This window comes from Streptomyces sp. NPDC026522, from assembly GCF_055567555.1.
The window spans coordinates 875,487-901,945 of record NZ_JBVHQF010000001.1; the positions used below are offsets into that span (position 1 = coordinate 875,487).

A 26,459-nucleotide genomic window follows, 5' to 3' on the forward strand; every position below is an offset into this window, starting at 1 on the left:
CGCCCCGTCCGCTACCGCGGGTCCATGCCGGGATCGTCCATGATGCGGCTCTCCATCTCGCTCTGCTCCTGGAGCCGGCGGGCCTTGTCCTCCAGCCGCTTGCGCTCCTGGGGGTCGTCGGACCGCGCCGCCGCCGTCCTCATCTCCTGGGCCTTCTCGCGCAACTGCCGCGACCGGCCACCGGATCCGCCTGCAACGCTCATGATCTGCTCCTTGGCTCAGTGGTGGAGAGCGGGCGGAACCAGGGAATCAGCAGCGCGGCGCACCCGCATCTCGAAGCCCCGCCCCGGCCCGTCACCGCAGGTCGGCTACTCGCCGGCGATCCCGGTGATCACGGGATCCCCGAGCGGGGCGGTCCCCGGATCCAGTCCCGCGCCGTGCAGCGCCGACGACGCCAGGTCCCGCGCCTTGTCCACCGCCGACGCGGTGTCGGACGCCTCCACCTCCACGTGGAGGCTGAACGCGGAGGAGCCGGAGTAGAACGACAGGATGTCCAGGTCCTCGGCGACCCCCAGCTCGGTGCCCCGCGGATCCGCCGGCCGCAGCGCGCCCACCAGCCGCGCCCGGGCCTCGGGGGTGAGCTCGGTCAACAGGGTGCCGGGGATGGTGACGAGATAGACAGTCATGCAAGACCGCTTGCCCCGAGGCGGCCCGGGAAATCACCGGCGCCCGCGCCACCCCCCGTTTGCCCGCCCCGAATGGCGCAGTACCCGCATATGCCGCTCAATGCAGCTAAGCGTGCGATTCCCATGACGCACGATGACCGGCGTGCGATGTGTAGACCCCGTGCGTCGGCGAACGGAGCTGTCCATGAATGACCGCAACACCCGCGCGGCGGCGCAGTACGACGACCGCGACGGCACCCCCGAACCCCTCCAGGACCGTGCCCCCGCCGCCGAGGAGCGGGCCGGGGAAACCGACAGCCCCGGGCGTCCCCCGTCCCCCGGGCCGGCCGGTGAACCACCGGAGTCCGTACGGACCCTGCTGGACACCGCGGCCACCTGCCGGCCGGTCGAGGAGGTCACCGCCCTGGTGGGCCTCCTGAAGGAGACCGGCCTGCTGTCCCGGTCCGGACGGGAGGCGTTGGCCGCGGCCGCCGTGTCGCGTTCCGTCGACGACGTCCGGCACATGGTCGCCCTGCTGGGCGAGCCGCCCGACGGAGAGGTGGAGGCCGGCATCACGCTGCGCGCGGCCGCCCTCGGCCGGCCCATCGAGGACGTGGCCCTCCTGGCCAGGTCGCTCGGCGGTAGCTCCGACCAGTCCCCGGAACCCGCCGCCTGCGCGCCCGAACCGCCCACCGGCGAACCGCCTCCCGGCGGGCCGCCCGCCGCCGAGCCGCCCGTCACCGGGGCGCCGCGCGCCGACGACACCGCGGCGGGGGGCCCGGGCGGCGGCCGTCCCGCGGACCCGGCCGCGGCGCAGCGCCACGAGCCGGCCCCCGCGCCGCCCGCCCCCGGCCGCGAGCCCGGCCCGCCCCGGCGCGGCGTCCTGCACCACGTGCTGCGCTGGCCCGCCGCCGCCGCCCTGCTGCTCTGCGGGGTCATGCACCTGCCCAGCAACCTCGCCGCCCTGCCGGCCGTGAACCCGGTCGGCTACCTCCCCACCGCCGTCTCGGTGTTCTGCCTGGGGCTCGGCGTGCTGCTGGCGGTGTGGGACACCCAGACGGTGTGGCGGGCCGCGGCCGTCGCCACGCTCGCGGTCGTCGCGCTGCACCTGGCGGGCGGGATCGCCGTGTTCGACCCACTGGCTGGAGCCCTGGGCGGCCCCCACGCCTGGTCGGGCGTCATCACCGTGCTGTGCGCCGGCGCGGGTTCCGTGCTCGCCGGACTGGCCCTGACCTACGGCCCCCGGCGGGCCGCGGTGGCCGAGGAGGGCGACGGCGCCTGACCCCGGGACCGGCCCGCCGGGGGCCCGGGCGGCGCGAGGCCGCCCGGGCCCCCGCGGTCCGTCAGGCCAGCAGGTTGACCGCCCGCGTGAACACCCCGGGCAGCCGCGCGGCGGCCGGCACGATCCGCCCGGCCAGCCAGGGCCGCCCGCGCGCCCACAGCAGCGACCCGGTCAGCGCGCGGTAGCTCCGCGACACCTCCCGCCAGGCCCGCTCGTACTCCTGCGGCCGGCCCGCCCGTACGCACCGTACGAGTTCCCCCGCGGCCGCCAGCGCCAGCGTGAGGCCCTCACCGGTCAGCGCGTCGACGTACCCCGCGGCGTCCCCGACGAACAGCACCCGCCCCGCCACCCTGACCCGGGAGCGCTGGCGCAGCGGACCCGCACCGCGCACCGCGTCGCCCGGCCCCGGCGGCGGCAGCCGGGCCGACAACAGCGGGAACCGGGCCAGTTGCTCCTCGAACGGGGCCTGCTCGCAGGTCAGCACCGCCACCCCGATCCGGCGCGGCCCGAGCGGCGTCACGTACGCCTCGCACCGTGCCGCCCAGTGCACCTCCACCAGATCGCTCCACGGCGCCACCGCGTAGTGCCGGCGCAGACCGTAGCGGGCCGGCCGCCGCGGCGCGGGCGGTGCCGAGAGGCCCAGCGCGCGCCTGACCGGCGAGTGGAGGCCGTCCGCCGCCACCAGGTACCGGGCGGTCAAGCCCGCCGCCCCTACCCGGTGTTCGTCCTGCCGGACCTCCTCCACCCGCCGCGCGACCACCCGTACGCCCAGGTCCGCGGCCCGGGCCGCGAGCGCCGCCTGGAGGTCCGTACGCCGTACCCCGCGCCCGGGGCCGTCCCGGAACAGCCCCTCCGCCCGCTGCCCGGTCACCCCGTCGACGTAGCGGATGCCGTGGAAGGCGCGGCCCGTCACCGGGACGCGCAGTTCCGTCAGCCGGCGCACCGCGCCCGGCATCAGCCCCTCGCCGCAGGCCTTGTCGATCGGGGTCGGGCGCGGTTCGGCGACCACGACCTCCAGCCCGGCCAGGGCGCCCTGGATGGCCGTCGCCAGCCCGGCCGGACCGCCGCCCGCCACGAGCAGGTCGATCACGGCGCGGCGCCCACGAGGCCGCTGCCGGTACGGGCGGCCGCCAGCGCGGAGTCCTCGCAGCGGATCCGCACCCGCAGCAGCAGCGCGTTCAGTACGCCGAATCCGGCCGCCGTCACCCAGGCGCAGTGGACCAGCGGCAGCGCGAGCCCCTCCACCACCACCGCCAGGTAGTTGGGGTGGCGCAGCAGCCGGTAGGGCCCGGCCGAGATGGGCGTCAGCCCGGGCACGACCAGCACCCGGGTGTTCCAGCGCGGGCCGAGCGCGGCGACGCACCGCCAGCGCAGCCCCTGCGCGGCCAGGGCCAGGACGAGCGCCGGCCAGCCGAGCAGCGGCAGGAACGGCCGTCCCGCGGCCCACGGTTCGACGGCGCATCCGGCCAGCAGCGCCGTGTGCAGGGCCACCATGGCCGGATAGTGGCCGCGGCCGTACTCCCGGGCGCCGCGGGCCAGGCTCCAGGCCGTGTTGCGGCGGGCCACGGCGAGTTCGGCGAGGCGCTCGCCCGCCACGAGGGCGAGGAGCAGCAGGTACCAGGTCATCGGCATGAGGGCATCACCAGCGCAGGAGGACGAGTTCGGAGGCGAAGCCCGGACCGAAGGCGATCATCAGCCCGACCGAGCCCGGCGGCGGCGGCCCGGCGCTCTGGACCTCGCCGAGGATGTGCAGCACGGAGGCGGAGGAGAGGTTCCCCGCCGTCGCCAGCGAACGCCGGCTGGCGGCCAGCGCCGAGTCGGCGAGCCCCAGGGCGTCCCCGAGGGCGTCGAGGATCTTCGGACCGCCCGGATGGCAGATCCAGGCGGCCACGTCGGCGGGCTTGAGGTCGTGCCCGGCGAGGAAGGCCTCGACCTCCTCGGCCACGTGCAGCCTGATCAGTCCGGGCAGCTCCCGGCCCATCACCATGCGGAAGCCCCAGTGGCCGATGTCCCAGCCGAGCAGGGCCTCGGTCCCCGGGTAGAGGCGGCTGCGCGCGTCCACCACCGTGGGCCCGGCGGCGCTCCCGTACCGCGGATGACCGGCGCCCACCGCCAGCAGCGCCCCCGCCCCGTCCCCGAAGAGCGCCCCGGCCACGAGATTCGCCATCGAGGTGTCGGTGGGCTGGAGGGTGAGCGAGCACAGCTCCGTGGACAGCAGCAGCGCGGCGTGCCCCGGCCGGCCCGTGAGGTGGTCGTGCAGGTGGCCGAGGCCGGCGGCGCCCGCCGCGCAGCCCAGCCCGAACAGCGGCAGCCGCCGGACGTCGGGCCGCAGACCGGTCCGGGCGGCGAGCCGCGCCTCCAGCGAAGGGGTGGCGAGCCCGGTCACCGTCGTCGACATGACCAGGTCCACGCCCCGGGCGGGGAGGGCGCCCCCGGCCAGGGCGTCACGGACGGCGCGGGCGCCGAGCTCCAGCGCCGCCTCCACGAACAGGGCGTTGTTGGTCCCGAAGTCGTTCCCGGGGCCGTACCGCTCCAGCGGCAGCGCCAGGTGGCGGCGCTCGACCCGCACCGAGGCGTGTACCCGGCGCAGCAGGCCGCGGTCGGACCCCGGCGGCAGGCAGCGGGCGAGCGCCTCGGTGATCTCCGACTGCCGGTACGCATGGGGCGGGAACACGCTGCTCACTGCCAGGACACGTGTCATCGCCCCAACATAGGGAAGAATCGGCATTTTTCACTGAACCGTACGAACCGGGCGTGCCGCCTCCCGTCCGGCCCGCGCCCCGGGGCGCACGGCCCTTAGCGTGGGGCCGTGCCCACCACCCGCGAGACCGCACCGCCCGGGGAGGCCGCCGCCCGCCCCGGCCCCGGCCCCGGGCCCGTCGCCGCGGCGCTGCTGGCCGCCTGCCACCCGCTCCCGGCGGCCGCCGTCACCCTCTTCACCGCCGTGCTGGCCGCGGCCGCCGGCCGCGGACCCGCCGGCTGCGCGGTCTCCGCCGGCGCCGTCGCGCTCGGCCAGCTCTCGGTGGGGTGGTGCAACGACCGGGCCGACCTGCGGCGCGACCGGCTCACGGGCCGGCCGGACAAGCCCTTGGCGGTGGGGGCCGTCAGGCCCGCGACCGTGAGCGCAGCCGCGGTCGCGGCGCTGGCGCTGTGCGCGGCGCTCTCCCTGGCCTCGGGGTGGCTCGCGGGCACCGTGCACCTGTGCGCGGTGGCGGCCGCCTGGGCGTACAACCTGTGGCTCAAGAGCACCCTCGCGTCCTGGCTCCCGTACGCCCTCGCCTTCGGCCTGCTCCCGGCCTTCGTCACGCTCGGCCTCCCGGGGCAGCCGTGGCCGCCGCTGTGGCTCGGCGCGGCCGCCGCACTGCTCGGCGTCGGCGCCCACTTCGCCAACGTGCTGCCCGACATCACGGACGACCTGGCCACCGGGGTGACCGGGCTCCCGCAACGGCTCGGCGCCCGCCGCTCGGCCGCACTGGCCGCGCTCCTCGTACTCGGCTCGGCCGCCGCGCTGGTCGTCGGACCGCCGGGGCCGGTGACCCCGCTCCGGTGGGGGCTGCTCGCCCTCACGGCGGCCGTGCTGCTCGGCACCGGCCGGGGCCGCGGCCGCGCCCCGTTCCTCGGCACGCTCGCGGTCGCGGCCGCCGACGTCGTCCTGCTCCTGGCCCGCGGCGCGGGCAGCCTGTGACCGCTCCGGCTCAGCTCCGCGCGTGCAGCGCCGCCGTGTGCTCGCGGACCTGCTCCGGCGTCAGGTAGGAGTCGGTGTGCTCGAAGTCCCGCAGTGTGGCGGGCCGCTCGGCGAGGAAGCCGGTACGGACGAAGTCGTCCCCCGCGACGGCGTTGAGCAGCCAGTTCGTCAGCACCCGGGTCTTGGCCACGTTGGTCCGCAGTGCCGACCAGTGGTAGCCGCGCGCCACCGCCTGCGCCGGCAGGCCCCGCAGCTCGATGCCGAGCGGCTTGGAGACCGCGTCCCGCCCGCCGAGGTCCACCACCAGGCCGAGGTCCTTGTGCACGTACGGGCGCGGCGCCGCGCCCCGCAGCGTCGCGATGACGCTCTCGGCGGCGGCCCGCCCCTGCCGCATGGCGTGCTGCGCCGTCGGCGGGCACAGCGCGTCCCCGCCCGTCGCCAGGTCCGGCACGGCCGCCGCGTCCCCGAGGGCGAGCACCCCGTCGGCGCCCGGCACCGTCAGGTCCGGGCGCACCACCAGCCGGCCCTTGAGCAGCTCCGCGCCCAGCGTGCCCACCAGGGGGCTCGCGGCCACTCCCGCCGTCCAGATCAGCGTCCGGCTCGGCAGCACCCGGCCGTCGGTGAGCGTCACCTTCTCGGCGTCCACCTCGGCCACCGATACCCCGAGCGACACCTCGATGCCGCGCCGGCGCAGGATGTCCAGCGCGGTCCGGCCGAGCTTGTCGCCCAGCTCCGGCATCAGCTTGGGGGCCAGGTCCACCAGGTGCCACTTGATCCGGCGCGGGTCCAGCCGGGGGTAGCGGCCCGCCGCGTTGCAGGTCAGGCGCTGGAGGCAGGCAGCCGTCTCGGTGCCCGCGTAACCGCCGCCGACCACCACGAACTGCAGCCGCGCCGTACGCTCCGCCTCGTCCTGGCTGGCGTCGGCCAGGTCGAGCTGAGCGATCACGTGGTCGCGCAGGTACGCCGCCTCGGCGAGGGTCTTCATGCCCCGGGCGTACTCGCCCAGCCCGGGGATGTCGAACGAACGGGTGACGCTGCCGGGCGCGAGGACCAGCAGGTCGTAGGGCTGGTCCACGGTCTCGCCGGTGATCTTGCGGATCACGCAGACCTTGGCCTTCGGGTCCACCCCGATCGCCCCGCCCGGGATGATCCGGGTGCGGTGCTTGCTGCTGCGCCGCAGCGAGACGGCGACGGACTGCGGGGTCAGCACCCCGGCCGCCACCTGGGGCAGCAGCGGCAGGTAGAGCTGGTACGAGAACGGTGTGACCAGTGAGATCTCGGCCTCGGCGGGGGACAGCCGGCGCTCCAGCCGACGTACGCACTCCACCCCGGCGAAGCCGGCGCCCACTACGAGAATCCTCGATCGCGACACGGTGCAGGTCCCTTCGCAAGAGCTCGGTTGCTGTGTCCGGTACGTCTGCCCCGTCGCCGCCGGTCATGAACCCCCGGGCGCCCGTTCCACGCCTACGGGACGGCTTCGGACCGCCGCAGGGGCGGGCGCCGGGTGCGGGTCCAGGCGATCAGCTCGTCCGCCGGCCAGGTGTTGACCACCCGGTCCGCCGTCACCCCGCACTCCACCGCCCGTTCGCAGCCCAGCAGCTGCCAGTCCAGCTGCCCGGGGGCGTGCGCGTCCGTGTCGATGGCGAAGAGGGTTCCGGCCGCCACGGCCAGCCGCAGCAGCCGCCGCGGCGGATCCAGCCGCTCCGGCCTGCTGTTGATCTCCACGGCCGTACCGGACTCGGCGCACGCCGCGAACACCGCGGTCGCGTCGAACTCCGACTCCGGACGGGTCCTTCCCGTCAGCAGCCGCCCGGTGCAGTGTCCCAGGACGTCCATCAGCGGATTGCGCACCGCCGCGATCATCCGGCGGGTCATGGCCGGGGCGTCCATGCGCAGCTTCGAGTGGACGGAGCCCACCACCACGTCGAGCCGCTCCAGCAGCTCCGGGTCCTGGTCGAGCGACCCGTCGAGCAGGATGTCGCACTCGATGCCGGTGAGCAGCCGGAACGGCGCCCACCGCGCGTTCAGCTCCGCCACCACGTCCAACTGCTCGCGCAACCGCTCCGGCGAGAGCCCCCGGGCCACCTTCAGGCTCGGCGAATGGTCCGTCAGCACGGCCCACTCGTGGCCCAGCTCGGCGGCGGTACGGCCCATGGCCTCGATGGGACTGCCGCCGTCGGACCACTCGGAGTGCAGGTGGCAGTCACCGCGCAGGGCCGCCCGCAGCGCCCGGGCGGCCCCGGTGGCGGGCGGTCCCTCGGGGTGCGCCGCGACCTCGTCCTCCAGCTTCCGCAGGTACCCCGGGATCTCCCCGGCGAGCGCCTCCCGGACCACCTGGGCGGTCTTGGGGCCCAGGCCCTTCACGGCCTCCAGCGAACCGGCCCCCGCCCGCTGGGCCACCTCGTCCGGGCCGAGCCGTTCGACGACGCCCGCCGCCGTGCGGAAGGCCTGCACCCGGTACGTCGGGGCCCGGCCGCGCTCCAGCAGGAAGGCGATGCGGTTCAGCGCCGCCACCGGGTCCATCGCGCACCTCCTGTGCCCAGTGTGGCAAGGGACGACGCGCCGGGCACATCGGCGATCACGGCTCCAGCGGCGTCGACAGCGACGTGGTGAGGGTGAACAGGGCCCCGTCCGGATCGCGCAGCGCCACCCACCGCTCCCGGGCGTTGGAGGTGACGTCCGAGACGGTGCGGCCGCCGAGCGAGACGGCCGCCTCGATGGCCGGCTCCAGCCGCGGCACCCGGAAGTGGACGTGCCACCGGGGCCGGCTGTGCGGGCTGTACGCGGCCGCCTCCACGGGCCCGCTGTTCAGCCGGGCCACGGGCTCCCCGTCGTGCCGCAGCACCACCTGGTCCTCCTCGTAGGAGACCTCGCAGCAGCCCGGCCGGCCGGTCGCCCACTCCAGCACCTCCCCGTAGAACAGGGCCGCGTCGAACGCGTTGCGGGTCCGCAGCTCCAGCCACGCCGGGGCCGAGCCGCGGCCCACCCGCCAGTCGGAGGACACCGGACCCTCCCAGATCCCGAACACCGCGCCGTCCACGTCGGCCGCCAGCGCGCCGCGGCCGCCGATGGGGAAGGAGACCGGCCCCACGGCGACCGTGCCGCTGCGCTCCCTGATCCGGCTCACGGCCACGTCCGCGTCGTCCACCGCGAAGTACGGGGTCCAGGCCACGGCCACCGCCAGGTCCACGGCGAGGGCGCCGATGCCGGCCACCGGCACCCCGTCGACCCGGGCCACGGAGAACCCCTCACCGAGGCGCGTCCGCCGGAAGCTCCAGCCCACCACCGCCGCGTAGAACCGCTGGGAGGCCTCCAGGTCGCGGGCCATCAGACTCACCCAGCAGGGTGCCCCGAACACGTCCTTCGTCGAAATCTCCACCGCTTGTTCCGCCCTTCACCGCCACCGTGACCGCCCCGTCCGGTCACAAGAAGTAGCGCCCGAGCACCCTCGGTGGCGCGCAGGCGCGCCACTGTGGAGTCACCACCAATAGGCAGGGTACTTCGGGGCCTTCCGGCGGATGCGGGAGCCGGCGTAGCCGGTGAGGACGAGCAGGACGGTGGAACCGAACAGCAGCGGCACGAACCTGGCCGGCGCCGGGTTCTGGAGGACCACGATGACGGCGGTCGCGCAGGCCGCGGAGTGCGGGGTGCGGGCGAGGATGAGCAGGGCCAGGGTGACGCCCGCGGCGACGGCGGCCGCCCAGGCGCTGCTGCCGGCCAGCGAGAGCACCCCGTAACCGACGGCCGCACCGAGCAGGTGGCCCAGCACCACCCCGCGCGGCTGCGCCAGCGGCAGCGTGGGCGCGCTGTGCACCAGGGCGGCGCTGGCGGCGAGCGGCGGTATCAGCACCGGCTCGTGGATCATCGCGCCGATCGCCACGAGGCCCAGCAGTACGGTGGTCACGGCGCTGACGCTGTGGAAGGCGGCGGCCGGGGTGGGGCGCGCCGGAGCCCTGCCGGTCAGGGTCCGGGGTTGCCGGGACGGCTCGGCGACGACGGGTCCGGCCGGGGCGGGGCCGTCGGTGGCGGGCGGGGGCGGATACAGGGCGGTGTCGGAACTCATGTGCGGCAGGGCGATTCCGGTGCGGGCGGCCGGGCCGGGGCACACGGCGGCAAGGGCGGGACGGCAGACGGTGACCTGATCGGGGGATCGGTGTCCTGATTTTATCGGTCAGACGCACGACGACCGTTGTCGGGGGTCGGCGAAGTACCGATCGGCCACGAATGACCGGAACCGATCGTGTATGACTGCGGGGGCCACGGGCAGTCCCGCTGAGGGACCAGGAAGGACGAACATGACGACGCGCTCGCACCTCGCCGGTGCCCCCACCGACCTGGAGGCGGTCATCGCAGCAGCCCCCGCCGACGCCAGCGGCGCGCTCTGGCGGCTGACCGAGGCGGGACGCGCACTGGACGCCAACCTGATCCGGCTGCCGCCCGGCGGCGCGATCGCCGAACACCGCGAACCGCTGCTGGACGTGCTGCTGGTGGTGGTCGAGGGCAGCGGCCGGCTCGACACCGACGACGGCCCGCACGGTCTGCGTCCCCACACCGCCGCCCTGCTGGCCAAGAACACCCGGCGCGCCCTCACCGCGGGCCCGGACGGCATCGCCTACCTCACGGTCCACCCGCGCCGCCCCGGCCTCGGCATCGGTGCGCCGTCCGCCGCCGACGGGGGCGGCGAGCCGGCCTGCCTCCTGCACCGCGTGTGCGCCCAATGCGGCCGCCTCGCGGCCGAACGCGACGCCCGCTACTGCTCCCGCTGCGGCTCCGGCCTCCCCGACTGAGCGTACGGAGCCGGACCGGACCACGGACGGCCTAAGGTCGACGTCATGACGACCTTCACCGCCCGCGACCTCACCCGCACCGTCGCGGAAACGGTGGACGCCCTGCGCGAGGTGGCGGACCGCGACTGGTCCGTAGCGGCGGCTGGGCTGGAGTGGAGCTGTCATGACACGGCCGTCCACCTGGCCGCGGACCTGACGGCGTTCGCCGCCCAACTGGCCGGGCGCGTTCCCGCGTCCTGGCTGCCGCTCACGGTCGGCGCCGCTCCCCGCACCCCGCCCGGCGGCCTGATCGACCTCGTCGCAGCCGGCGGCCGGCTGTTGGCGGCCACCGTCCGCGCGGCCGCCCCGGGAGACCGGGCTTGGCACCCCGCGGGCGTGGCCGGCGCCGACGGGTTCGCCGCGATGGGCGCCACCGAGCTGCTGCTGCACGCCCACGACATCCGCCGCGGCCTGGGCGCCGCCGACCGGGCCGGTTCCGCCCGGACCAGTGCCCTGATCCTCGACCGGCTCTTCCCGCACGCCCCGCGCTCCGCCGCCGCGGACGCGTGGGGCTCGCTCCTGGCCGCGACCGGCCGGGCCCACCTCCCCGACCTGCCGGGCCGGCGCGATTGGCGCTGGTACGCCGACCCGGTCAGGGGCGCGGGCGTGGTGCTGTGCGAGATCGGCCCCACGGCCGCCGCCGACCTGCACGCCGGCGGCCCCGGCGGCTTCGTCTGGGCCGGGGACGGGCCGCCCGAGGGGACCCGGATCGCCGCCGGGATGCTGGGCCTGGCGCGCGAGGTGGGGGAGTACCACCCCGGCTGGGGCCCGTACGCCATCGTCCGCGAGGCCGACCACCGGGCGATCGGCGGCATCGGCTTCCACGGCGCCCCCGACCCCGAGGGGCGCGCGGAGATCGGCTACGACCTCGTCCCCTCGGCCCGGGGCCGCGGCCACGCCACCGAAGCCGTGCGCGCCCTGGCCGGGTGGGCCTTCGCGCAGCCGGGCCTGACCGCGCTGCGGGCCGTGGTCGAAGACGGCAACGCCCCCTCGCACGCCGTGGTCCGGCGGGCCGGGTTCGAGCGGGACGCCGCTGTGGACGGCACGGTCCACTACCTCCTGCGCCGCCGCTGAGCCCCCGCGCGGGGCCCCGATTAACCCTGGTGGGGCCGCGTTCGGCAGGATGAGGGCATGACCGAGATCCGTACCCCCCGCCTGCTGCTCCGCCGCTGGACCGACGACGACCTCGTCCCGCTGTCCGAGATCAACGCCGACCCCGAGGTGATGCGCTGGATCGGTGACGGATCCACGCTCGACCTGGAGGAGACGGCCGATGCCATCGAGCGCTGGGAGGACGAGTGGGACGAGGAGGGTTTCGGCCTGTTCGCCGTGGAGCTGCTGGCCTCCGGTGAGCTGATCGGCGTCGTCGGTCTCACGGTGCCGGAGTGGCTGCCCGCGGTGATGCCGGACGTGGAGATCACCTGGCGGCTCGGCCGCCCGTTCTGGGGCCAGGGGTACGCCTCGGAGGCCGCCCAGGCCACCTTGGAGTTCGCCCTCCAGGACCGCGGACTGGACCGGGTGATCGCGGTGAACCGGGCGGGCAACGAGGAGTCCGAGAACGTCATCCGCAAGCTGGGCATGGAATCGGACCGACGGGTCGAGGCCCCCGGGTCCGGCGCCCTGCTCGACGTCCACTCCATCGACCTCACGGAGTACGAGGCCTGACCCCGACCCACCCGCCCCCCAAGCAGCCCTTTGGGGTGCCATAAGAGCTGTTTATGGGGTCATAAGCAGGGGCCGGGTGCCGGGTTAGGGTCGCCTTAGTTTAGGGTTCCCTTGATCAGTCAGTTGTCGGTCGAAGGGAACCCACACCATGCCTCGCCCTCTGCGGGTAGCGATAGTCGGCGCCGGCCCCGCCGGCATCTACGCGGCCGACGCGCTGCTGAAGTCCGAGGCGGCCGCCGAACCCGGCGTCTCCATCGACCTCTTCGAACGCATGCCGGCCCCCTTCGGCCTGATCCGCTACGGCGTCGCCCCCGACCACCCGCGGATCAAGGGCATCATCACCGCCCTGCACCAGGTGCTCGACAAGCCGCAGGTCCGCCTCTTCGGCAACGTCGACTACCCGAACGACATCTCCCTCGACGAGCTGCGCGGGTTCTACGATGCGGTGATCTTCTCCACGGGTGCCACCGCCGACCGCGAGCTGCGGATCCCGGGCGTCGAACTGGACGGCTCGTACGGCGCCGCCGACTTCGTCTCCTGGTACGACGGCCACCCGGACGTCCCGCGCACCTGGCCGCTGGAAGCCGAGAAGGTCGCGGTCCTGGGCGTCGGCAACGTCGCGCTCGACGTCGCCCGCATCCTCGCGAAGACGGCCGACGAGCTGCTGCCCACCGAGATCCCGCCGAACGTCTACGCGGGCCTCAAGGCCAACCGGGCGCTCGAAGTGCACGTCTTCGGCCGGCGCGGCCCGGCGCAGGCGAAGTTCAGCCCGATGGAGCTGCGCGAACTGGACCACTCGCCGAACATCGAGGTCATCGTCAACCCCGAGGACATCGACTACGACGAGGGCTCGATCGCCACCCGCCGCGCCAACAAGCAGGCGGACATGGTCGCCAAGACCCTGGAGAACTGGGCCATCCGCGACACGGGCGACCGCCCGCACAAGCTGTTCCTGCACTTCTTCGAATCGCCCGTCGAGGTGCTCGGCGAGGACGGCAGGGTCGTCGGCCTGCGCACCGAGCGCACCGAACTCGACGGCACGGGCAACGTCACGGGCACGGGCCGGTTCACGGACTGGGACGTCCAGTCGGTGTACCGGGCGGTGGGCTACCTCTCCGACGAGCTGCCCAAGCTCCCCTGGGACGTCGAGTCCGGCACGGTCCCCGACGAGGGCGGCCGGGTGATCGAGGCCGGTGCGCACCTGCCCTCGACGTACGTCACCGGCTGGATCCGGCGCGGGCCCATCGGCCTGATCGGCCACACCAAGGGCGACGCGAACGAGACCGTGGCGAACCTGCTCGCCGACCACGCCGAAGGCCGGCTGCTCACCCCGGCCGCGCCCGCGCCGGAAGCGGTCGAGGCGTTCCTGGCGGAGCGCCGGGTCCGCTTCACCACCTGGGAGGGCTGGTACAAGCTGGACGCCGCGGAGAAGGCGCTGGGCGAGCCGCAGGGCCGGGAGCGCGTGAAGCTGGTGGAGCGCGAGGACATGCTCGGCGCGAGCGGCGCCTGAGCGCGAGGTGTGACAGTACGAGGGGGGCCCGCCGTCGGCGGGCCCCCCTCGTGCGTCGGATCGCGGATCAGCCCTCGATCGCGGTGATCTTGCGCGTCTTGAGGTCGGCCTGGACGTGGATCTCTGTGGTGTCGCCGCCGCCCCACGTCAGGGTGACGGTGGCGTTCGTCTTGCCCGTGCCGCTGCCGGTGGAGGCGACCTTCCACTGGAGGGGCACGTTCTGCGCGCGCAACACGCCGTTCGCATGGTTCGCGGCCTCCCACTGCTTCAGCTCCTGCTGGAGGGGCTTGGAGAGGTAGAAGGCGCGCAGCTGGTCGGCCGTCTTGCCGTCACCGTCGTACACGGCGTCGATGTAGGAGCCGTAGAAGTCGGCGATCCGGGTGAACGCGCCCTCCGGGCTGCCCGACACGGACGGCAGCGCGGCCGCGGCGTGCGGGGCGGGCGTGGCGGCGGCCGCGCCGGTGACGAAAGTGAGGGATACCGCGGCCGCGGCGGCGGTCGCCGCGGTGGCGAGGGCAATGGACGTGCGCCTGGCCGGAAGCTTGGGCATATTTTCGTACCTTTCCCCGTGTGCGATACGCGCCGGTACGGTCCCCGGCGCTGCCCCGAAAGACCGCACCCGGGCCACTTCGGTTCTCACGCCACGGAAAATGGCCGAAAAACCACCCGGAAGGACCGAGCGGGCCGGAATGCCGTGGCGCCCCGCGGGGTTCGGACGAAGGCGATACCCGAAACCGCGTACTGCACTGGAGAGCTCATGAAGATCGGCATCATCGGCGCCGGCAACATCGGCGGCAACCTCACCCGACGGCTCACCGCCCTCGGGCACGAGGTCGCCGTGGCCAACTCCCGCGGACCCGAAACCCTCACGGCGCTCGCCGAGGAGACCGGCGCCACGCCCGTCCCGGTCACGGAGGCGGCGCGCGGTGCGGAGGTCGTCGTCGTCACCGTCCCCCTCAAGAACGTGCCCGACCTGCCCGCCGGGCTCTTCGACGCCGCGGCGGACGGCTTCGCCGTCATCGACACCTGCAACTACTACCCGCGGGAGCGGGACGGCCGCATTCCCGGCATCGAGGACGACGGCCTGACCGAGAGCCGCTGGACCGAGAACCACCTGGGCCACCCCGTGGTCAAGGCCTTCAACGGCACCTACGCCGCCGACCTCCTGGAACGGCCCCGGCCGGCCGGGGACCCCGACCGGATGGCCCTGCCGGTCGCGGGTGACGACGAGAACGCGAAGAAGACCGTACGGGCCCTCATCGACGAGCTCGGCTTCGACACCGTCGACGCGGGCGGCATCGACGAGTCCTGGCGCCAGCAGCCCGACACGCCGGTCTACGGCCTGCGCGCGGGCACCGAAGCCGTCACCAAGGCGCTCGCCGAGGCCTCCCCGGAACGTCCGCGGTCCTTCCGCGGCTGACCGGACCGGGCGGGACCGGTGGAGGGTGACCGCTCCCGTGGCCCCGCCCGCACCGGCCGGGAATCCGGCGGCCTGCGAATATCTGTCGCCGTCGGTACAGAAATTCATCGAATGCCGGTGAAGATTCGCGGCGTTGGGAATGAAAAAGCGGAAACCTTCCGTGCCGGTGGGGCTGCACTGTGCTACGGTCAGCGCAGTTGCAGTTGTGGTTCCCAAAGACTTCAAGTGCCCCCCTCGGATTAACCTCCGCCGGGTGCACTTTTTATTTCCGGATGATTTTCGGACGGGGCAATCATTACTTCGACGCCGGTGCCCGCACAGTGTGGGTCCGGGAACAGCCCCAAAGGAGAAACTCATATGGCATCTGGCACCGTGAAGTGGTTCAACGCGGAAAAGGGCTTCGGCTTCATCGAGCAGGACGGTGGCGGCGCTGACGTGTTCGCCCACTACTCGAACATCGCCACCCAGGGCTTCCGTGAGCTTCAGGAAGGCCAGAAGGTGAAGTTCGACGTCACGCAGGGCCAGAAGGGCCCCCAGGCCGAGAACATCGTTCCCGCCTGACGCGCAATCGGCGTGTGACAGCCGTCGGGGCCCGCACCGTGAGGTGCGGGCCCCGACGCATGGTCAGGCGCAGGTGGGCAGGTGTCCCTTCCCCGGTGCGTTCCGCACCGGTGGGGCGGACGGCAGACTGTGCGCCGTGACGATACTGAGCAAAGGTGCCAACCTGACCGTCGACGCCTCCCGCGTCAGAGCCGTGCTCGGCTGGTCGCCCGGCCCGGGCGTACCGGACGTGGACGCCTCCGCCCTCCTGCTGACGGACCGCGGGTGCGTCCGCTCCGACGGCGACTTCGTCTTCTACAACCAGCCGCGGCACGCCTCCGGCGCCGTGTGCCACCTCGGAAAGCAGCCCGGCGCGGACGCGTTCGACGTCGATCTGGCCGCCCTGGAACCGCAGGTCGAGCGGGTCGTCCTGGGCGCGTCCGCCGACGGCGGCAGCTTCGGCCAGGTCCCCGGGCTGCACCTGCGGCTGCTCGACCCGGCCTCCGGGGTCGAGCTCGCCCGCTTCGACATGACCGCCGAGACCGAGACCGCGTACATCAGCGGCGAGCTCTACCGGCGCGCGGGCGCCTGGAAGTTCCGGGCGGTCGGGCAGGGGTACGCGAGCGGTCTGGCCGGGCTCGCGACCGACTTCGGCATCACCGTGGACGAGGAACCGCCCGCCCCGGTCCCCGCCCCGGCCCTCACGCCCGCCCCGGTCCCCGCCCCGGCCCTCACGCCCGCGCCGCTCCCCGTCCCGGCGGCCGAGCCCGCCGTTCCCGTCCGGCTGGTCAAGGGCGAGGAGCAGCTGCCCCCCGAGATGCGCGAGCGCCTCTCCCTGCGCAAGCAGCAGGTCGCCGTCAGCCTGACCAAGAGCGGCGCCGCCGGAGTGCGCGCCCGGGTCGTCCTCGTGCTCGACGCGTCCGGCTCGATGTCCTCCCTGTACGCGCGCGGCACGGTGGCCGGCGTGGTGGAGCGGATGGCCGCGGTCGCCGCGCAGCTCGACGACGACGGCGAGATGCAGGCCTGGACCTTCGCCACCCACCCCGCCCGGCTGCCCGACCTCACGATCGCCGAACTCCCCGAATGGCTGCGCCTGCACGTCCGCGTCGGTCAGATGAGCCTCTTCGGCCGCAACAAGCCGGCCAAGGGACTGCTCCCCGGACAGGTCGACATGCGCGCCGTCGGCTTCCAGAACGAGGAGCAGCGGGTCATCGCCGAGGTGCGCGCCTACGTACGCGACCACCCGGTGCCCGCCCCGACCCTGGTCCTGTTCTTCTCCGACGGCGGCGTCCACCGCAACGCCGAGATCGAACGCGAGCTGCGCGCCGCCGTCGAGGAGCCCGTGTTCTGGCAGTTCGTCGGTCTCGGCCGGGCCGGGTTCGGGGTACTGGAACGCTTCGACACCATGCCCGGCCGCCGGGTCGACAACGTCGGCTTCTTCGCCGTGGACGACATCGACCGGGTCTCCGACCCCGAGCTGTACGACCGGATCCTGTCGGAGTTCCCGTCCTGGATCCGCGCCGCCCGTGAGGCCGGCATCCTGCGCTGACCGGCGATGCCGCCCCAACCGGCCCGTGCCGGGGCGGGGTTGACCGCGCGCCCCGGCCCAGTCGGATTGGTCTGGACCCTTGACCTCGCGCTGGTCCAGACCAATCATGGGGCGTCCGCCCGTTCGCTCGCGCCCCACCGGGAGCTTCGATGAGACGACGTCCACGCCCCGTCCACTCCTTACTCACCGCCTTCGCCACCCTGGCCGCGTCGGCCGGCCTGGTCCTCGGGGCGGGCAGCGGCGCCGCCCAAGCCGCGACCCCGCTGCCCGCCCACGTCTTCGCCCCCTACTTCGAGGCCTACTCCTCCGGCAGCCCCGCCGACCTCGCCCAGAAATCCGGCGCCAAGTACCTGACCATGGCCTTCGTGCAGACCGAGGCCAAGGGCTCCTGCACCCCGTACTGGAACGGCAGCACCGGCCAGCCGGTCTCCGCGTCCGTCTTCGGCGCGGACTTCGCCACCATCCGCTCGCGCGGCGGGGACGTGATCCCCTCGTTCGGCGGCTACGCGGCCGACAACGGCGGCACGGAGATCGCCGACAGCTGCACCAACGTGGACTCGGTCGCCGCCGCGTACGAGAAGGTCATCACCACCTACGACGTCACCCGCCTGGACATGGACATCGAGGACAACTCGCTGACCAACAAGGCGGGCATCGACCGCCGCAACCAGGCGATCAAGAAGGTGCAGGACTGGGCCGCGGCCAACGGACGCCCCCTCCAGGTCTCCTACACCCTCCCCACCACCACGGCCGGCCTCGCGAGCAGCGGACTGGCCGTGCTCAAGAGCGCCAAGACCGCGGGCGCGCAGGTCGACGTCGTCAACCTGATGACCTTCGACTACTACGACGGCGCCACGCACCACATGGCCGACGACACCCGCTCCGCCGCGGAAGGCCTCTACAACCAGCTCGCCGCCCTCTACCCGGCCAAGACCCCGGCCCAGCTCTGGGGGATGACCGGCGTCACCGAGATGCCCGGCATCGACGACTACGGCCCCGCCGAGACCTTCACCACCGCCGACGCGACGGCCGTCTACGACTGGGCCGCCGCCAAGGGCATCAACACCCTCTCCTTCTGGGCCCTCCAGCGCGACAACGGCGGCTGCCCCGGAACCGGCGGTTCCGACACCTGCTCGGGCATCGCCCAGGACCCGTGGTACTTCAGCCACACCTTCGCGCCCTTCACGGGCGGCGGTGGACCCGTCGCGGACGACTTCTCCGTGTCGGTCACGCCCGGATCGGCCTCCGTCGCACCCGGCGGCACGGCCACCGCCACGGTCGCCACTTCGGTCGTCTCCGGCACGGCGCAGTCCCTCGCCCTGACCCTCACCGGGGCCCCCGCCGGGGTGACGGCCACCCTCACTCCCGCCACCGTCACGGCGGGCGGGTCCGCCCGGCTCGCCGTCGCCGTCGCCGCGTCGGCCGTGCCGGGGAGCTACCCGCTCACGATCACCGCCACCGGGAGCCGGCTCGCCCACTCCGCCGGCTTCACCCTGACCGTCCCCGGACCGGGCGGCGGCAGCGGGCCGCTGGTCAACGGAGGTCTGGAGAGCGGCTCGCTCACGCCGTGGACCTGCGAGAGCGGCGGCGCCGTCGTCAACGCCCCCGCGCACGGGGGCTCGTACGCCCTCAAGGCCTCGCCGACCTCCGCGCAGACCGGCGAGTGCGCGCAGAGCCTCACCCTCGCCCCCAACACCGCCTACACCCTGAGCGGCTGGGTGCAGGGCAGCTACGCCTACCTCGGCGTGCGCGGCGGCGCCACCGGCAGTACGTGGACCAGCTCGGCCGGCTGGACCAAGCTGACCGTGCCGTTCACCACCGGCGCCTCCGGCTCGGTCACCGTCTACCTGCACGGCTGGTACGGCCAGGGCGCCGTCTACGCCGACGACCTCGCGGTGGGCTAGCCGCTAGGCTCGGCCGGGCCCGGGTGCGTACCCGGGCCCGGAAGGGCGGCGACATGAGCGACGGCACCACCGACGGCACCGGCGGCGGGGTGCGCGTCCTGCGCGCGGCCGGCCGCGCGGCGGCTCCCTGGAAGAACGGCGGGGGAGTCACCCGGGAGATCGCGGTCCTGCCCGAGGGCGCCGGCACGGAGGACTTCCACTGGCGGGTGAGCCTCGCCGACGTGACCGCCGACGGCCCGTTCTCCGTGTTCCCCGGCGTGGACCGGACGCTCACCCTCGCCGAGGGCGTGGGCATGGAGCTGACCATCGGCGGTGCGCGGCGGCTCGTGGACGAACGCTTCGCCCCGCAGCACTTCCCCGGCGACCGGCCCACCGAGTGCCGGCTCCTCGGGGGCCCCGTGGTGAACTTCAACGTGATGTACCGCAGGGCCGCCGTCGCGGCCGAAGTCGCCGTCGTACGCGGCGAGCTGGTACTCACCGTGCCGCCCCGCGCCACCCTGCTGGTCGTCGCCCTGGACGGGCCGGCGACGCTCGGCGGCTCCCTCCGGCTCGGCCGCTACGACGCCGTCTCGGTCACCGGCCCGGACACCCGCGCGCTCAGCGCCTCCGGCCGGGCGGCCGTGGTCCGGCTGACCCCGCGCCCCTGACGACCGCATGCCGGACGGGGGCGGATTTCCGGAGCGGCGCCGACCGGTTTCTGTTCTACGCTGACCGCATGGCGAAGCAACAGCGTGGCCGGGCCACTGTCGACCTGGTCCTGGACTCCGCGCTGCGCGTCTACGCCGAGGCCGGACAGCAGGGGTTCACCGTCAACGCCGTCACCAAGGCCAGCGGAGTCAGCCTCGGCAGCCTCTACCACCACTTCGGCAGCTTCGACGGCCTCGCGGCCGCCCTCCACACCCGCTGCATGGGCGAGCTGTTCGATCAGATGACCACCGCCCTGCTGCGTACCCGTACGGCGCGCACCGGGATCGGGGCGCTGGTCCGGTCGTACCTGCGCTTCACCGAGGAGCAGCGGGACGCCGCGCTCTTCCTGCACGCCTCGGCCGGCTCCGGCCACCTCTCCGTCCACGCCGAGGAGATCTCCGCGGCGAAGGCCGTCATGCTCCGGCCGATGGCGCAGTGGTTCGGTGTCCAGGTGGCCAAGGGCGAGATCGCCCTGATGCCCGGTCCCGTCATCGAGGTCCTGGTCATGGGGCCGGTCGCGGAGGCCGCCCGGCGCTGGCTGTCCAGCACGTACGAGATCGACCTGGCGGAGGCCGCCCGGCTGCTCCCGGACCGCATCTGGCTTTCCCTGCGCCCGGAGTGAGCGGTGCTGCGCGCCGCGGCCCGCGGGGGCCCGCGGCGCGCATCCGGGTCAGGCGGCCCGGTTCAGTGGAACAGCATGGAGGCGCCGCCGGCGTCCGTGGTGACCGAGCCCGGACAGAGGAAACTGCCCGAGACCTTGGTCGCCGTGAAGGCCTGGTTCAGGTACTTGCGGGTTGAGCCGTCACGGTTCCAGACGATGTTGGTGGCCTTGTAGCGGCAGGAGATGAAGCTCTGTTTGCCGCTGATGTCGATGGCGTCCGTCCTCGCGACACCGCTCGCGTCGTCGAAGGTGAACGCCGGGTTGTTGTTGAGGGTGGCGGTGATGCCGCCGCCGCAGGCCAGGTTGCCGCCGGGGGCGTTGATGCTCGTTCGGTCGACGGTCAGGGTGCCGGGCGGGACCGCGCTGGTGCGCGCGTTCGTCCAGCTACAGGTGTTGCCCGCGACGACGATGACGCCGTCCACCGTCTGGCCGACGGTGGGCCCGAGGGCCAGGGCCGTGCTGGATCCGCCGAGCACCACCGCGGCGACCAGCGCGGTGACGCCCGACCAGGTCGGAAACTTCCTCATGTCGCTCCTCCTTGCCACGTACGTGTGGGGGTGTACGGGCGGGGCCCGGGGGGCCGCGCCGCAGTGCGCCCGGCCGTGGCGGGAGGTGGGGACCCCGTGGGCCGGCCGGGGGAGAGAGCCTGCGTGCCCGGACCGGAGACCGTCCGGGGGACCGGTGCGGTCCGGTCACGTCCACGGAAGGTGCCACAGGGGTCTTGAAATGTCAGGCCCATGCCAAAGATTTGGCCGGATGGCGTCATTTGGCGGGAGGCCGCCCCCGGGCCGTACGGGGCTTGTGCGGCGCACGAGTGAGTCACGACCGCGCACTCGCACACTTGTCCCGTCCACCACCACGTACATGCCGACCCGCCGGCGCGTCAGTCGCCGGGGCAGCACCCTCGGGGGAACAGTGATCAGTCGTAGGACCGTCGTCCGGGCAGGCGTGGCCGCCACCAGCGTCATCGGAACGGGCGGCATGCTGCTGCCCGTCGTGAACGCCGCCGCCAACGAGCCCCGTGCCGCCGGAGCCGAGCTCGACCCGGCCGGCATAGCGAAGTTCACGCAGCGGATGCCGCTGGCGCCGGTACTCCAGCCCTACCTCACCACCAGCACCACCAGCTTCTACCGGATGACCCTGAAGGAAGCCACCAAGGAGGTCGTGCCGGGTCTGAGCACCACGCTGCGCACCTTCAACGGCTCCTTTCCCGGCCCGGTCATCAAGGCCGAGTCGGGCCGCCGGGTCGTCGTCAAGCAGACCAACTCGCTGGACGTGCCGACCTCGATCCACCTGCACGGCGCCCATGTCCCGCAGGACAGCGACGGTTCCCCGATGGACCTGATCGCGGCCAAGGGCGGCAGCAAGACGTACACGTACCCCAACACCCAGCCGCACGCGAACCTCTGGTTCCACGACCACGCCCACCACATGGAGTCGGAGAACGTCTTCCGCGGCATGACGGGTACCTACATCCTCACCGACGACACCGAACGGCGGCTGGGCCTGCCGTCCGGCGGCTACGACATCCCCGTCTCGCTGCGCGACGCCCGCTTCACCGACACCGGCGAACTGGTCTACGAGATGGGCGACTTCCGGCACCGCAACGTCATCCTCGCCAACGGCAAGGCGTGGCCGTACTTCGAGGTCGCGGCGCGCAAGTACCGGCTGCGCTTCACCAACACCGCGAACCAGCGGTTCTTCGGCCTGAGCCTCGCGGACAACTCGGAGCTGGTGCAGATCGGCACCGACGGCGGCCTGCTGGCCGAACCCTTCCGCACCGACACGGTGTCCATCTCCCCGGGCGAGCGGGCCGACGTCGTCATCGACTTCTCCCGCTACCCCGTCGGCACCACCATCGAGCTCCGCAACAAGCACATCGACCGGGACGAGCCGGCCAACGAGATCGGCGCGGTCCTCCAGTTCCGCGTCACCCGCTCCGCACGCGACGACAGCGTGGTCCCGGCGAAGCTCAGGACGCTCCCGGCGCTGCCCGCCGCCACCGTCGACCGCAGCATCGAGATGCGGATGGACGAGACCGGCGCCCCGAGCAGCATGGCGTACATCAACGGCAAGACGTACGACATGGACCGGATCGACACCGAGATCGCCTACGGCGCCACCGAGATCTGGACCGTCCGCAACGCCAACCAGTACGCCCCGCACAACTTCCACATGCACCTCGTGCAGTTCCGGGTACTGGAACGCAACGGCCAGCCGGTGACCGAGGGTCCCGAGACCGGGCTCAAGGACACCGTGCCGCTGAAGCCGGGCGAGACGGTGAAGATCCAGGCGACCTTCACCGGGTACCGGGGCACGTACGTCTACCACTGCCACCTGTTCGACCACGGCGCGATGGGCATGATGGCGAACATGCGCATCTCCTGACCGGGCACGGCCCGTCAGGGCCCACCGGGGGACGGCTTGCGGCCCAGGACGGCCCAGGCGCGCACATCCAGGGTGAGGGAGCCGTCCGGCCGGGCCGGCACGCAAGCGCGCAGCGCTTCGCGCAGCCGCTCCCGTTCGGCCGGGGCCAGGGCCGCCACGTAGCCGGGGGCGGGGCCCTGGCCGGCCAGGAACGGCTCCCACAGCTCGGTGAACGCGGCGAACTCGGCCCGTACCCCGATCGGGGCGACGTGTACGTCCTCCAGCCCGGCCGAGGACCACAGCGCGCGCAGTTCCTCCGGGCGGCAGAGCGCGAAGCGGCGTCCCTCGTCGAGCGCGGCCGCGCCCGGATCCAGCAGGACGGCCGCGTCCCAGAAGCGGCGCAGCAGACCCATGCCCTCGGGGTAGTCCCACACGTAGCAGGCGACGAGTCCGCCCGGTCGGGCCACGCGCGCCGCCTCGGCGACCCCGGCGCCCGGATCGGGCAGGAAGTTGAGGGCGAGCGCGCTGACCACGACGTCGCAGGCGCCGTCGTGCAGGGGCAGCGACAGCGCGTCGGCGAGCACGAACCGCGCCGCCTGGCCGGCGGCGGCGCGGGCCGTCGCGAGGAACGCCGCCGACAGGTCGGCCCCCACGATCAGCCGGGGGCGGGCCCGGGCGGTGACCGAGGAGGTCAGGGCGCCGGTACCGCAGCCCACATCGAGCCACACGGCGCCGTCCCCGACGCCCAGCCAGTCCACGAACCGGTCGGCGACGAGCCGGCTCCAGCGCCCCATGTACCGCTCGTAGGCGTCCCCCGCCGCCCACACGTCGAACCTCTGCTCCGTCATGGGGCAACGATGGCGCACCCGGCGCCCGCGCGGCGCCGTGACAGGCCGTAGCGGCCGCCGGAGAGACGGCTCAGCCCGCGGCGGGCGCCCCGTCGAGTTCCCAGGCGTGGCGCTTGAACTCCCGCGCGAAGTCGGGGTGGTCCTCCCACTGGCGGGCGATGCCGCGCAGCACGTCCCAGTGGTGCTCCACCGACTGGTCGATGACCCGGCGCACCGCGGGTTCGGCCGTGGCCCGCGTCTCGATGAGGCCCTTGACCGCGGACGCCTCCAGCACCGCGTTGCGCAGCGCGCGCAGGGCGCGGGAGGTGTCGTCCATCGCGAAGCCGTTCTCGCTGCCGGTCTCGGCGGCGAACAGCGGGGTGAGGCGCGCCTCGATGAACGCGGTGATCCGCGCGAAGTGCTGTACGTCCATGGGGGGCTCCGTCTCCTGCCACACGGCAACAAAAAACCCCGGACCTCAATGGCGACCGGGGCGATTCCCTGCGTATATTGGTTATTTCACGTCGACCCACGAGGGAGACGTGGAGAAGCTTTACGTAGACACTGTATCGCGTCAGGAGTGGAATTGTCAACCGAGGAATTCCGGAATGAGCAGCAATTCATCACCGGGCTCTACGCACGCCTCGATGACCTGCGTGACCAGGCCGAACGCGCCGTCCGGAGCGCGCTCGCCGAGCCGGGAAGCGGGTTGCAGGCACGCCTGGAGCGGGATGTGCTGGTCGCCGAGCAGTCCGGTCTGCTTTCCGCTCTGAACTCCGGAGAGAACGGTCTGTGTTTCGGCCGGCTGGAGTTCTCCGACGGCCGCGACCACCACATCGGCCGCATCGGAATCAGGCAGGACGACCCCGACCGCACCCCCCTGGTCCTCGACTGGCGGGCCGAGGTCGCCCGCCCCTTCTACCTCGCCACCGGCCACCACCCCATGGGACTGCGCCGGCGCCGGCACCTCACCACCCGGGGCCGCGAGGTCACCGCACTGCACGACGAGATCCTGGACCTCACCGACACCGAACGCACCGGCTACGAAGGGGCCGACGCGGACGCCGTGCTGCTCGCCGCCCTCGACGCCGCCCGCACCGGGCGGATGCACGACATCGTCCGGACCATCCAGGCCGAACAGGACCGCATCATCCGCTCGCCGCACGCCGGCGTCCTGGTGGTGGAAGGCGGCCCCGGCACGGGCAAGACCGCGGTCGCCCTGCACCGCGCCGCCTACCTGCTGTACGCGTACCGGGAACTCCTCGCCAAGCGCGGCGTGCTGATCGTCGGCCCCAACCCGGCGTTCCTCGGCTACATCGGCGAGGTGCTCCCCTCCCTCGGCGAGACGGGCGTGCTCCTGGCCACGGTCGGCGAGCTGTTCCCGGGCGTCCACGCCACCCGCACCGACCGCCCCGGAGCCGCGGCCGTGAAGGGCCGCGCGGCGATGGCCGACGTCCTGGCCCGGGTCGTCGGCGACCGCCAGGCGCTGCCGGAGACCGTCCCGGCGGGCAGCGGCGAGGACACCTCCGTGGTCCCCGAACCGGCCCTGGAGATCGACCACGACGACTACGGGACGCTGCTGCTGGACCGGACGATGGCCCACGAGGCCCGCGACCGGGCCCGCGGCACCGGACTCCCGCACAACCTGGCGCGGCCGTACTTCGCGTTCCGGATCATCGACGCGCTCACCGAGCAGCTCGCCGACCGGCTCGGCGCGGACCCGTACGGCGGACCCAACCTGCTGGGGCCCGACGACGTCGCGCAGCTCGGCAAGGAGATCGCCACCAGCGCCGAGGTGCACGCGGCCATCGACGCCCTCTGGCCGCCGCTGACCCCCGAGCAGCTGATCGCCGACTTCCTGGCGGACCCCGCCCACCTGGACGCCGCCGACGCCGAGCTGATCCGGCGCCCCGCGACCGAGACCGGCTGGACACCCGCCGACATCCCGCTGCTCGACGAGGCGGCCGAACTGCTCGGCGAGGACGACAGCGCGCGGCGCGCCGCCGAGGAGCGGGAGCGGCTGGAGCGGATCGCGTACGCGCAGGGCGTCCTGGACCTCTCACAGGGCTCGGAGTCCTATGAGTTCGAGGACACCGAGAACGAGTACCTCGCCGCGCACGACATCATCGACGCCGAGCGGATGGCCGAGCGGCACGAGGAGGCGGACCACCGCAGCGCCGCCGAGCGCGCCGCCGCCGACCGGACCTGGGCCTTCGGCCACGTCATCGTGGACGAGGCCCAGGAGCTGTCGGCGATGGCCTGGCGGCTGCTGATGCGGCGCTGCCCCACCCGCTCGATGACCCTGGTCGGAGACCCGGCCCAGACGGGCGACGAGGCGGGCTGCGGCTCCTGGAAGCGGATCCTGGCCCCGTACGTCGGCGACCGCTGGGAACTGGTCCGGCTCGGTGTGAACTACCGTACGCCCGCCGAGATCATGGACGTCGCGTCCGCCGTGCTGCTGGCCCGCCACCCCGGGTTCGAGCCGCCCCGCTCGGTCCGGTCCACGGGCGTACGGCCCTGGTCCCGGGCGGCGGACGACCTCCCCGCCGCGGTCGCCGAGGCGGTCCGCGCCGGCACCCCGGCGGAGGGCCGGCTCGCGGTCATCGCCCCGCGCCCGCTGCACGAGGCCCTGGCCGCGGCGCTGCCGGACGTACGGGCCGGAGCGGAACCGGACCTCACCCACGCCGTCGTGCTCCTCGACCCGCGCCAGGCCAAGGGGCTGGAGTTCGACACGGTGCTCGTCGTGGAGCCGGCGGACATCGCGCCGAGCGACCTGTACGTGGCGCTGACCCGCGCCACCCAGACCCTCGGGGTCCTGCACACCGGCCGCCTCCCGGAGGAACTGGCGCGAGCACTGCAGGAGGAGCTCCCGGCGGGGTGAACCGGCGCCCCCACGACCACCGCGCAGTCTCTGGCCCCGACGGACCCGCG

At 73.9% G+C, this 26,459-nt stretch carries 27 protein-coding genes; 14 read left to right on the top strand and 13 right to left on the bottom strand.

Going from position 1 to position 26,459, the window contains the following annotated elements:
* Positions 1–11 precede the first annotated feature (11 nt).
* On the bottom strand, positions 12–203 hold the full coding sequence (locus ACZ4M3_RS03820; RefSeq protein ID WP_467729856.1) for a DUF6381 family protein: 192 nt from the start codon (positions 201–203) through the stop codon (positions 12–14).
* A 105-nt stretch (positions 204–308) separates the two neighbouring features.
* Positions 309–626: a hypothetical protein gene (locus ACZ4M3_RS03825; RefSeq protein ID WP_467729858.1), complete on the bottom strand. Its 318-nt coding sequence runs from the start codon at positions 624–626 to the stop codon at positions 309–311.
* A 184-nt stretch (positions 627–810) separates the two neighbouring features.
* On the opposite strand from ACZ4M3_RS03825, the gene ACZ4M3_RS03830 reads away from it, so the two are divergent.
* A complete protein-coding gene (locus ACZ4M3_RS03830; protein WP_467729860.1) occupies positions 811–1,887 on the top strand; it encodes a hypothetical protein in 1,077 nt (358 codons plus the stop codon).
* Between the two features lie 61 nt (positions 1,888–1,948).
* Here the strand turns inward: ACZ4M3_RS03830 and ACZ4M3_RS03835 are convergent, their stop codons facing one another.
* Genes ACZ4M3_RS03835 through ACZ4M3_RS03845 form a run of 3 tightly spaced genes read right to left on the bottom strand, consistent with a single transcriptional unit; the run spans position 1,949 to position 4,588 of the window.
* Positions 1,949–2,977 carry an NAD(P)/FAD-dependent oxidoreductase gene (locus ACZ4M3_RS03835; protein ID WP_467729862.1) on the bottom strand — a complete coding sequence of 343 codons (1,029 nt, stop codon included), beginning with the start codon at positions 2,975–2,977 and terminating at the stop codon, positions 1,949–1,951.
* Positions 2,974–3,513, bottom strand: a complete 540-nt coding sequence (locus ACZ4M3_RS03840; protein WP_467729864.1) for an isoprenylcysteine carboxyl methyltransferase family protein — start codon at positions 3,511–3,513, stop codon at positions 2,974–2,976. The genes ACZ4M3_RS03835 and ACZ4M3_RS03840 overlap by 4 nt, the downstream gene beginning before the upstream one ends.
* A gap of 13 nt (positions 3,514–3,526) precedes the next feature.
* A complete protein-coding gene (locus tag ACZ4M3_RS03845) occupies positions 3,527–4,588 on the bottom strand; it encodes a type III polyketide synthase (protein ID WP_467729866.1) in 1,062 nt (353 codons plus the stop codon).
* A 108-nt stretch (positions 4,589–4,696) separates the two neighbouring features.
* Between ACZ4M3_RS03845 and ACZ4M3_RS03850 the strand changes: the two genes are divergently transcribed.
* Positions 4,697–5,572, top strand: a complete 876-nt coding sequence (locus ACZ4M3_RS03850; RefSeq protein WP_467729868.1) for a UbiA family prenyltransferase — start codon at positions 4,697–4,699, stop codon at positions 5,570–5,572.
* Between the two features lie 10 nt (positions 5,573–5,582).
* On the opposite strand, the gene ACZ4M3_RS03855 is transcribed toward ACZ4M3_RS03850, so the two are convergent.
* The 4 genes from ACZ4M3_RS03855 to ACZ4M3_RS03870 form a co-directional block, all read right to left on the bottom strand.
* The gene (locus ACZ4M3_RS03855; RefSeq protein ID WP_467729870.1) at positions 5,583–6,944 is read right to left on the bottom strand and encodes an NAD(P)/FAD-dependent oxidoreductase; all 1,362 of its coding nucleotides are present in this window, start codon (positions 6,942–6,944) and stop codon (positions 5,583–5,585) included.
* 92 nt (positions 6,945–7,036) lie between these two features.
* The gene (locus ACZ4M3_RS03860) at positions 7,037–8,095 is read right to left on the bottom strand and encodes a PHP domain-containing protein (RefSeq protein WP_467729872.1); all 1,059 of its coding nucleotides are present in this window, start codon (positions 8,093–8,095) and stop codon (positions 7,037–7,039) included.
* A gap of 55 nt (positions 8,096–8,150) precedes the next feature.
* Complete coding sequence (locus ACZ4M3_RS03865; protein ID WP_467730136.1) at positions 8,151–8,900, bottom strand: VOC family protein; 750 nt, start codon at positions 8,898–8,900, stop codon at positions 8,151–8,153.
* Positions 8,901–9,050: 150 nt separating this feature from the next.
* Complete coding sequence (locus tag ACZ4M3_RS03870; RefSeq protein WP_467729873.1) at positions 9,051–9,635, bottom strand: HPP family protein; 585 nt, start codon at positions 9,633–9,635, stop codon at positions 9,051–9,053.
* A 232-nt stretch (positions 9,636–9,867) separates the two neighbouring features.
* On the opposite strand from ACZ4M3_RS03870, the gene ACZ4M3_RS03875 reads away from it, so the two are divergent.
* The 4 genes from ACZ4M3_RS03875 to ACZ4M3_RS03890 all read left to right on the top strand — a co-directional run bounded on the left by ACZ4M3_RS03875 (position 9,868) and on the right by ACZ4M3_RS03890 (position 13,573).
* Complete coding sequence (locus ACZ4M3_RS03875; protein ID WP_467729875.1) at positions 9,868–10,359, top strand: hypothetical protein; 492 nt, start codon at positions 9,868–9,870, stop codon at positions 10,357–10,359.
* A 45-nt stretch (positions 10,360–10,404) separates the two neighbouring features.
* Positions 10,405–11,472: a GNAT family N-acetyltransferase gene (locus ACZ4M3_RS03880; RefSeq protein WP_467729877.1), complete on the top strand. Its 1,068-nt coding sequence runs from the start codon at positions 10,405–10,407 to the stop codon at positions 11,470–11,472.
* A 57-nt stretch (positions 11,473–11,529) separates the two neighbouring features.
* Positions 11,530–12,063, top strand: a complete 534-nt coding sequence (locus ACZ4M3_RS03885; RefSeq protein ID WP_467729879.1) for a GNAT family N-acetyltransferase — start codon at positions 11,530–11,532, stop codon at positions 12,061–12,063.
* Between the two features lie 148 nt (positions 12,064–12,211).
* Positions 12,212–13,573 (top strand): FAD-dependent oxidoreductase, encoded by a 1,362-nt coding sequence (locus ACZ4M3_RS03890; protein ID WP_467729881.1) that lies wholly within the window; start codon positions 12,212–12,214, stop codon positions 13,571–13,573.
* 67 nt (positions 13,574–13,640) lie between these two features.
* Here the strand turns inward: ACZ4M3_RS03890 and ACZ4M3_RS03895 are convergent, their stop codons facing one another.
* Positions 13,641–14,123 carry a hypothetical protein gene (locus ACZ4M3_RS03895; protein WP_467729883.1) on the bottom strand — a complete coding sequence of 161 codons (483 nt, stop codon included), beginning with the start codon at positions 14,121–14,123 and terminating at the stop codon, positions 13,641–13,643.
* A 207-nt stretch (positions 14,124–14,330) separates the two neighbouring features.
* On the opposite strand from ACZ4M3_RS03895, the gene ACZ4M3_RS03900 reads away from it, so the two are divergent.
* The 6 genes from ACZ4M3_RS03900 (at position 14,331) to ACZ4M3_RS03925 (ending at position 20,295) form a co-directional block, all read left to right on the top strand.
* On the top strand, positions 14,331–14,993 hold the full coding sequence (locus ACZ4M3_RS03900; protein ID WP_467729885.1) for an NADPH-dependent F420 reductase: 663 nt from the start codon (positions 14,331–14,333) through the stop codon (positions 14,991–14,993).
* 357 nt (positions 14,994–15,350) lie between these two features.
* On the top strand, positions 15,351–15,554 hold the full coding sequence (locus ACZ4M3_RS03905) for a cold-shock protein (protein ID WP_453408745.1): 204 nt from the start codon (positions 15,351–15,353) through the stop codon (positions 15,552–15,554).
* Positions 15,555–15,690: 136 nt separating this feature from the next.
* Positions 15,691–17,082, top strand: coding sequence for a VWA domain-containing protein (locus ACZ4M3_RS03910; RefSeq protein ID WP_467729887.1), 1,392 nt, complete (start codon positions 15,691–15,693; stop codon positions 17,080–17,082).
* A 149-nt stretch (positions 17,083–17,231) separates the two neighbouring features.
* Positions 17,232–18,986: a glycosyl hydrolase family 18 protein gene (locus tag ACZ4M3_RS03915; RefSeq protein WP_467729889.1), complete on the top strand. Its 1,755-nt coding sequence runs from the start codon at positions 17,232–17,234 to the stop codon at positions 18,984–18,986.
* 53 nt (positions 18,987–19,039) lie between these two features.
* Positions 19,040–19,633, top strand: a complete 594-nt coding sequence (locus tag ACZ4M3_RS03920) for a HutD/Ves family protein (RefSeq protein ID WP_467729891.1) — start codon at positions 19,040–19,042, stop codon at positions 19,631–19,633.
* 68 nt (positions 19,634–19,701) lie between these two features.
* The gene (locus ACZ4M3_RS03925; protein ID WP_467729893.1) at positions 19,702–20,295 is read left to right on the top strand and encodes a TetR/AcrR family transcriptional regulator; all 594 of its coding nucleotides are present in this window, start codon (positions 19,702–19,704) and stop codon (positions 20,293–20,295) included.
* Positions 20,296–20,357: 62 nt separating this feature from the next.
* Here the strand turns inward: ACZ4M3_RS03925 and ACZ4M3_RS03930 are convergent, their stop codons facing one another.
* Entirely contained in the window at positions 20,358–20,861 is a 504-nt protein-coding gene (locus ACZ4M3_RS03930) for a hypothetical protein (protein WP_467729895.1), read from the bottom strand.
* Between the two features lie 421 nt (positions 20,862–21,282).
* Between ACZ4M3_RS03930 and ACZ4M3_RS03935 the strand changes: the two genes are divergently transcribed.
* The gene (locus tag ACZ4M3_RS03935; protein WP_467729896.1) at positions 21,283–22,722 is read left to right on the top strand and encodes a multicopper oxidase family protein; all 1,440 of its coding nucleotides are present in this window, start codon (positions 21,283–21,285) and stop codon (positions 22,720–22,722) included.
* Positions 22,723–22,736: 14 nt separating this feature from the next.
* Here the strand turns inward: ACZ4M3_RS03935 and ACZ4M3_RS03940 are convergent, their stop codons facing one another.
* Both ACZ4M3_RS03940 and ACZ4M3_RS03945 read right to left on the bottom strand, forming a co-directional pair.
* Positions 22,737–23,549, bottom strand: a complete 813-nt coding sequence (locus tag ACZ4M3_RS03940) for a class I SAM-dependent methyltransferase (protein WP_467729898.1) — start codon at positions 23,547–23,549, stop codon at positions 22,737–22,739.
* A 70-nt stretch (positions 23,550–23,619) separates the two neighbouring features.
* The gene (locus ACZ4M3_RS03945; protein ID WP_467729900.1) at positions 23,620–23,961 is read right to left on the bottom strand and encodes a hypothetical protein; all 342 of its coding nucleotides are present in this window, start codon (positions 23,959–23,961) and stop codon (positions 23,620–23,622) included.
* A 153-nt stretch (positions 23,962–24,114) separates the two neighbouring features.
* Between ACZ4M3_RS03945 and ACZ4M3_RS03950 the strand changes: the two genes are divergently transcribed.
* Positions 24,115–26,409, top strand: coding sequence for a HelD family protein (locus tag ACZ4M3_RS03950; RefSeq protein WP_467729902.1), 2,295 nt, complete (start codon positions 24,115–24,117; stop codon positions 26,407–26,409).
* The last annotated feature ends 50 nt before the right edge of the window (positions 26,410–26,459 follow it).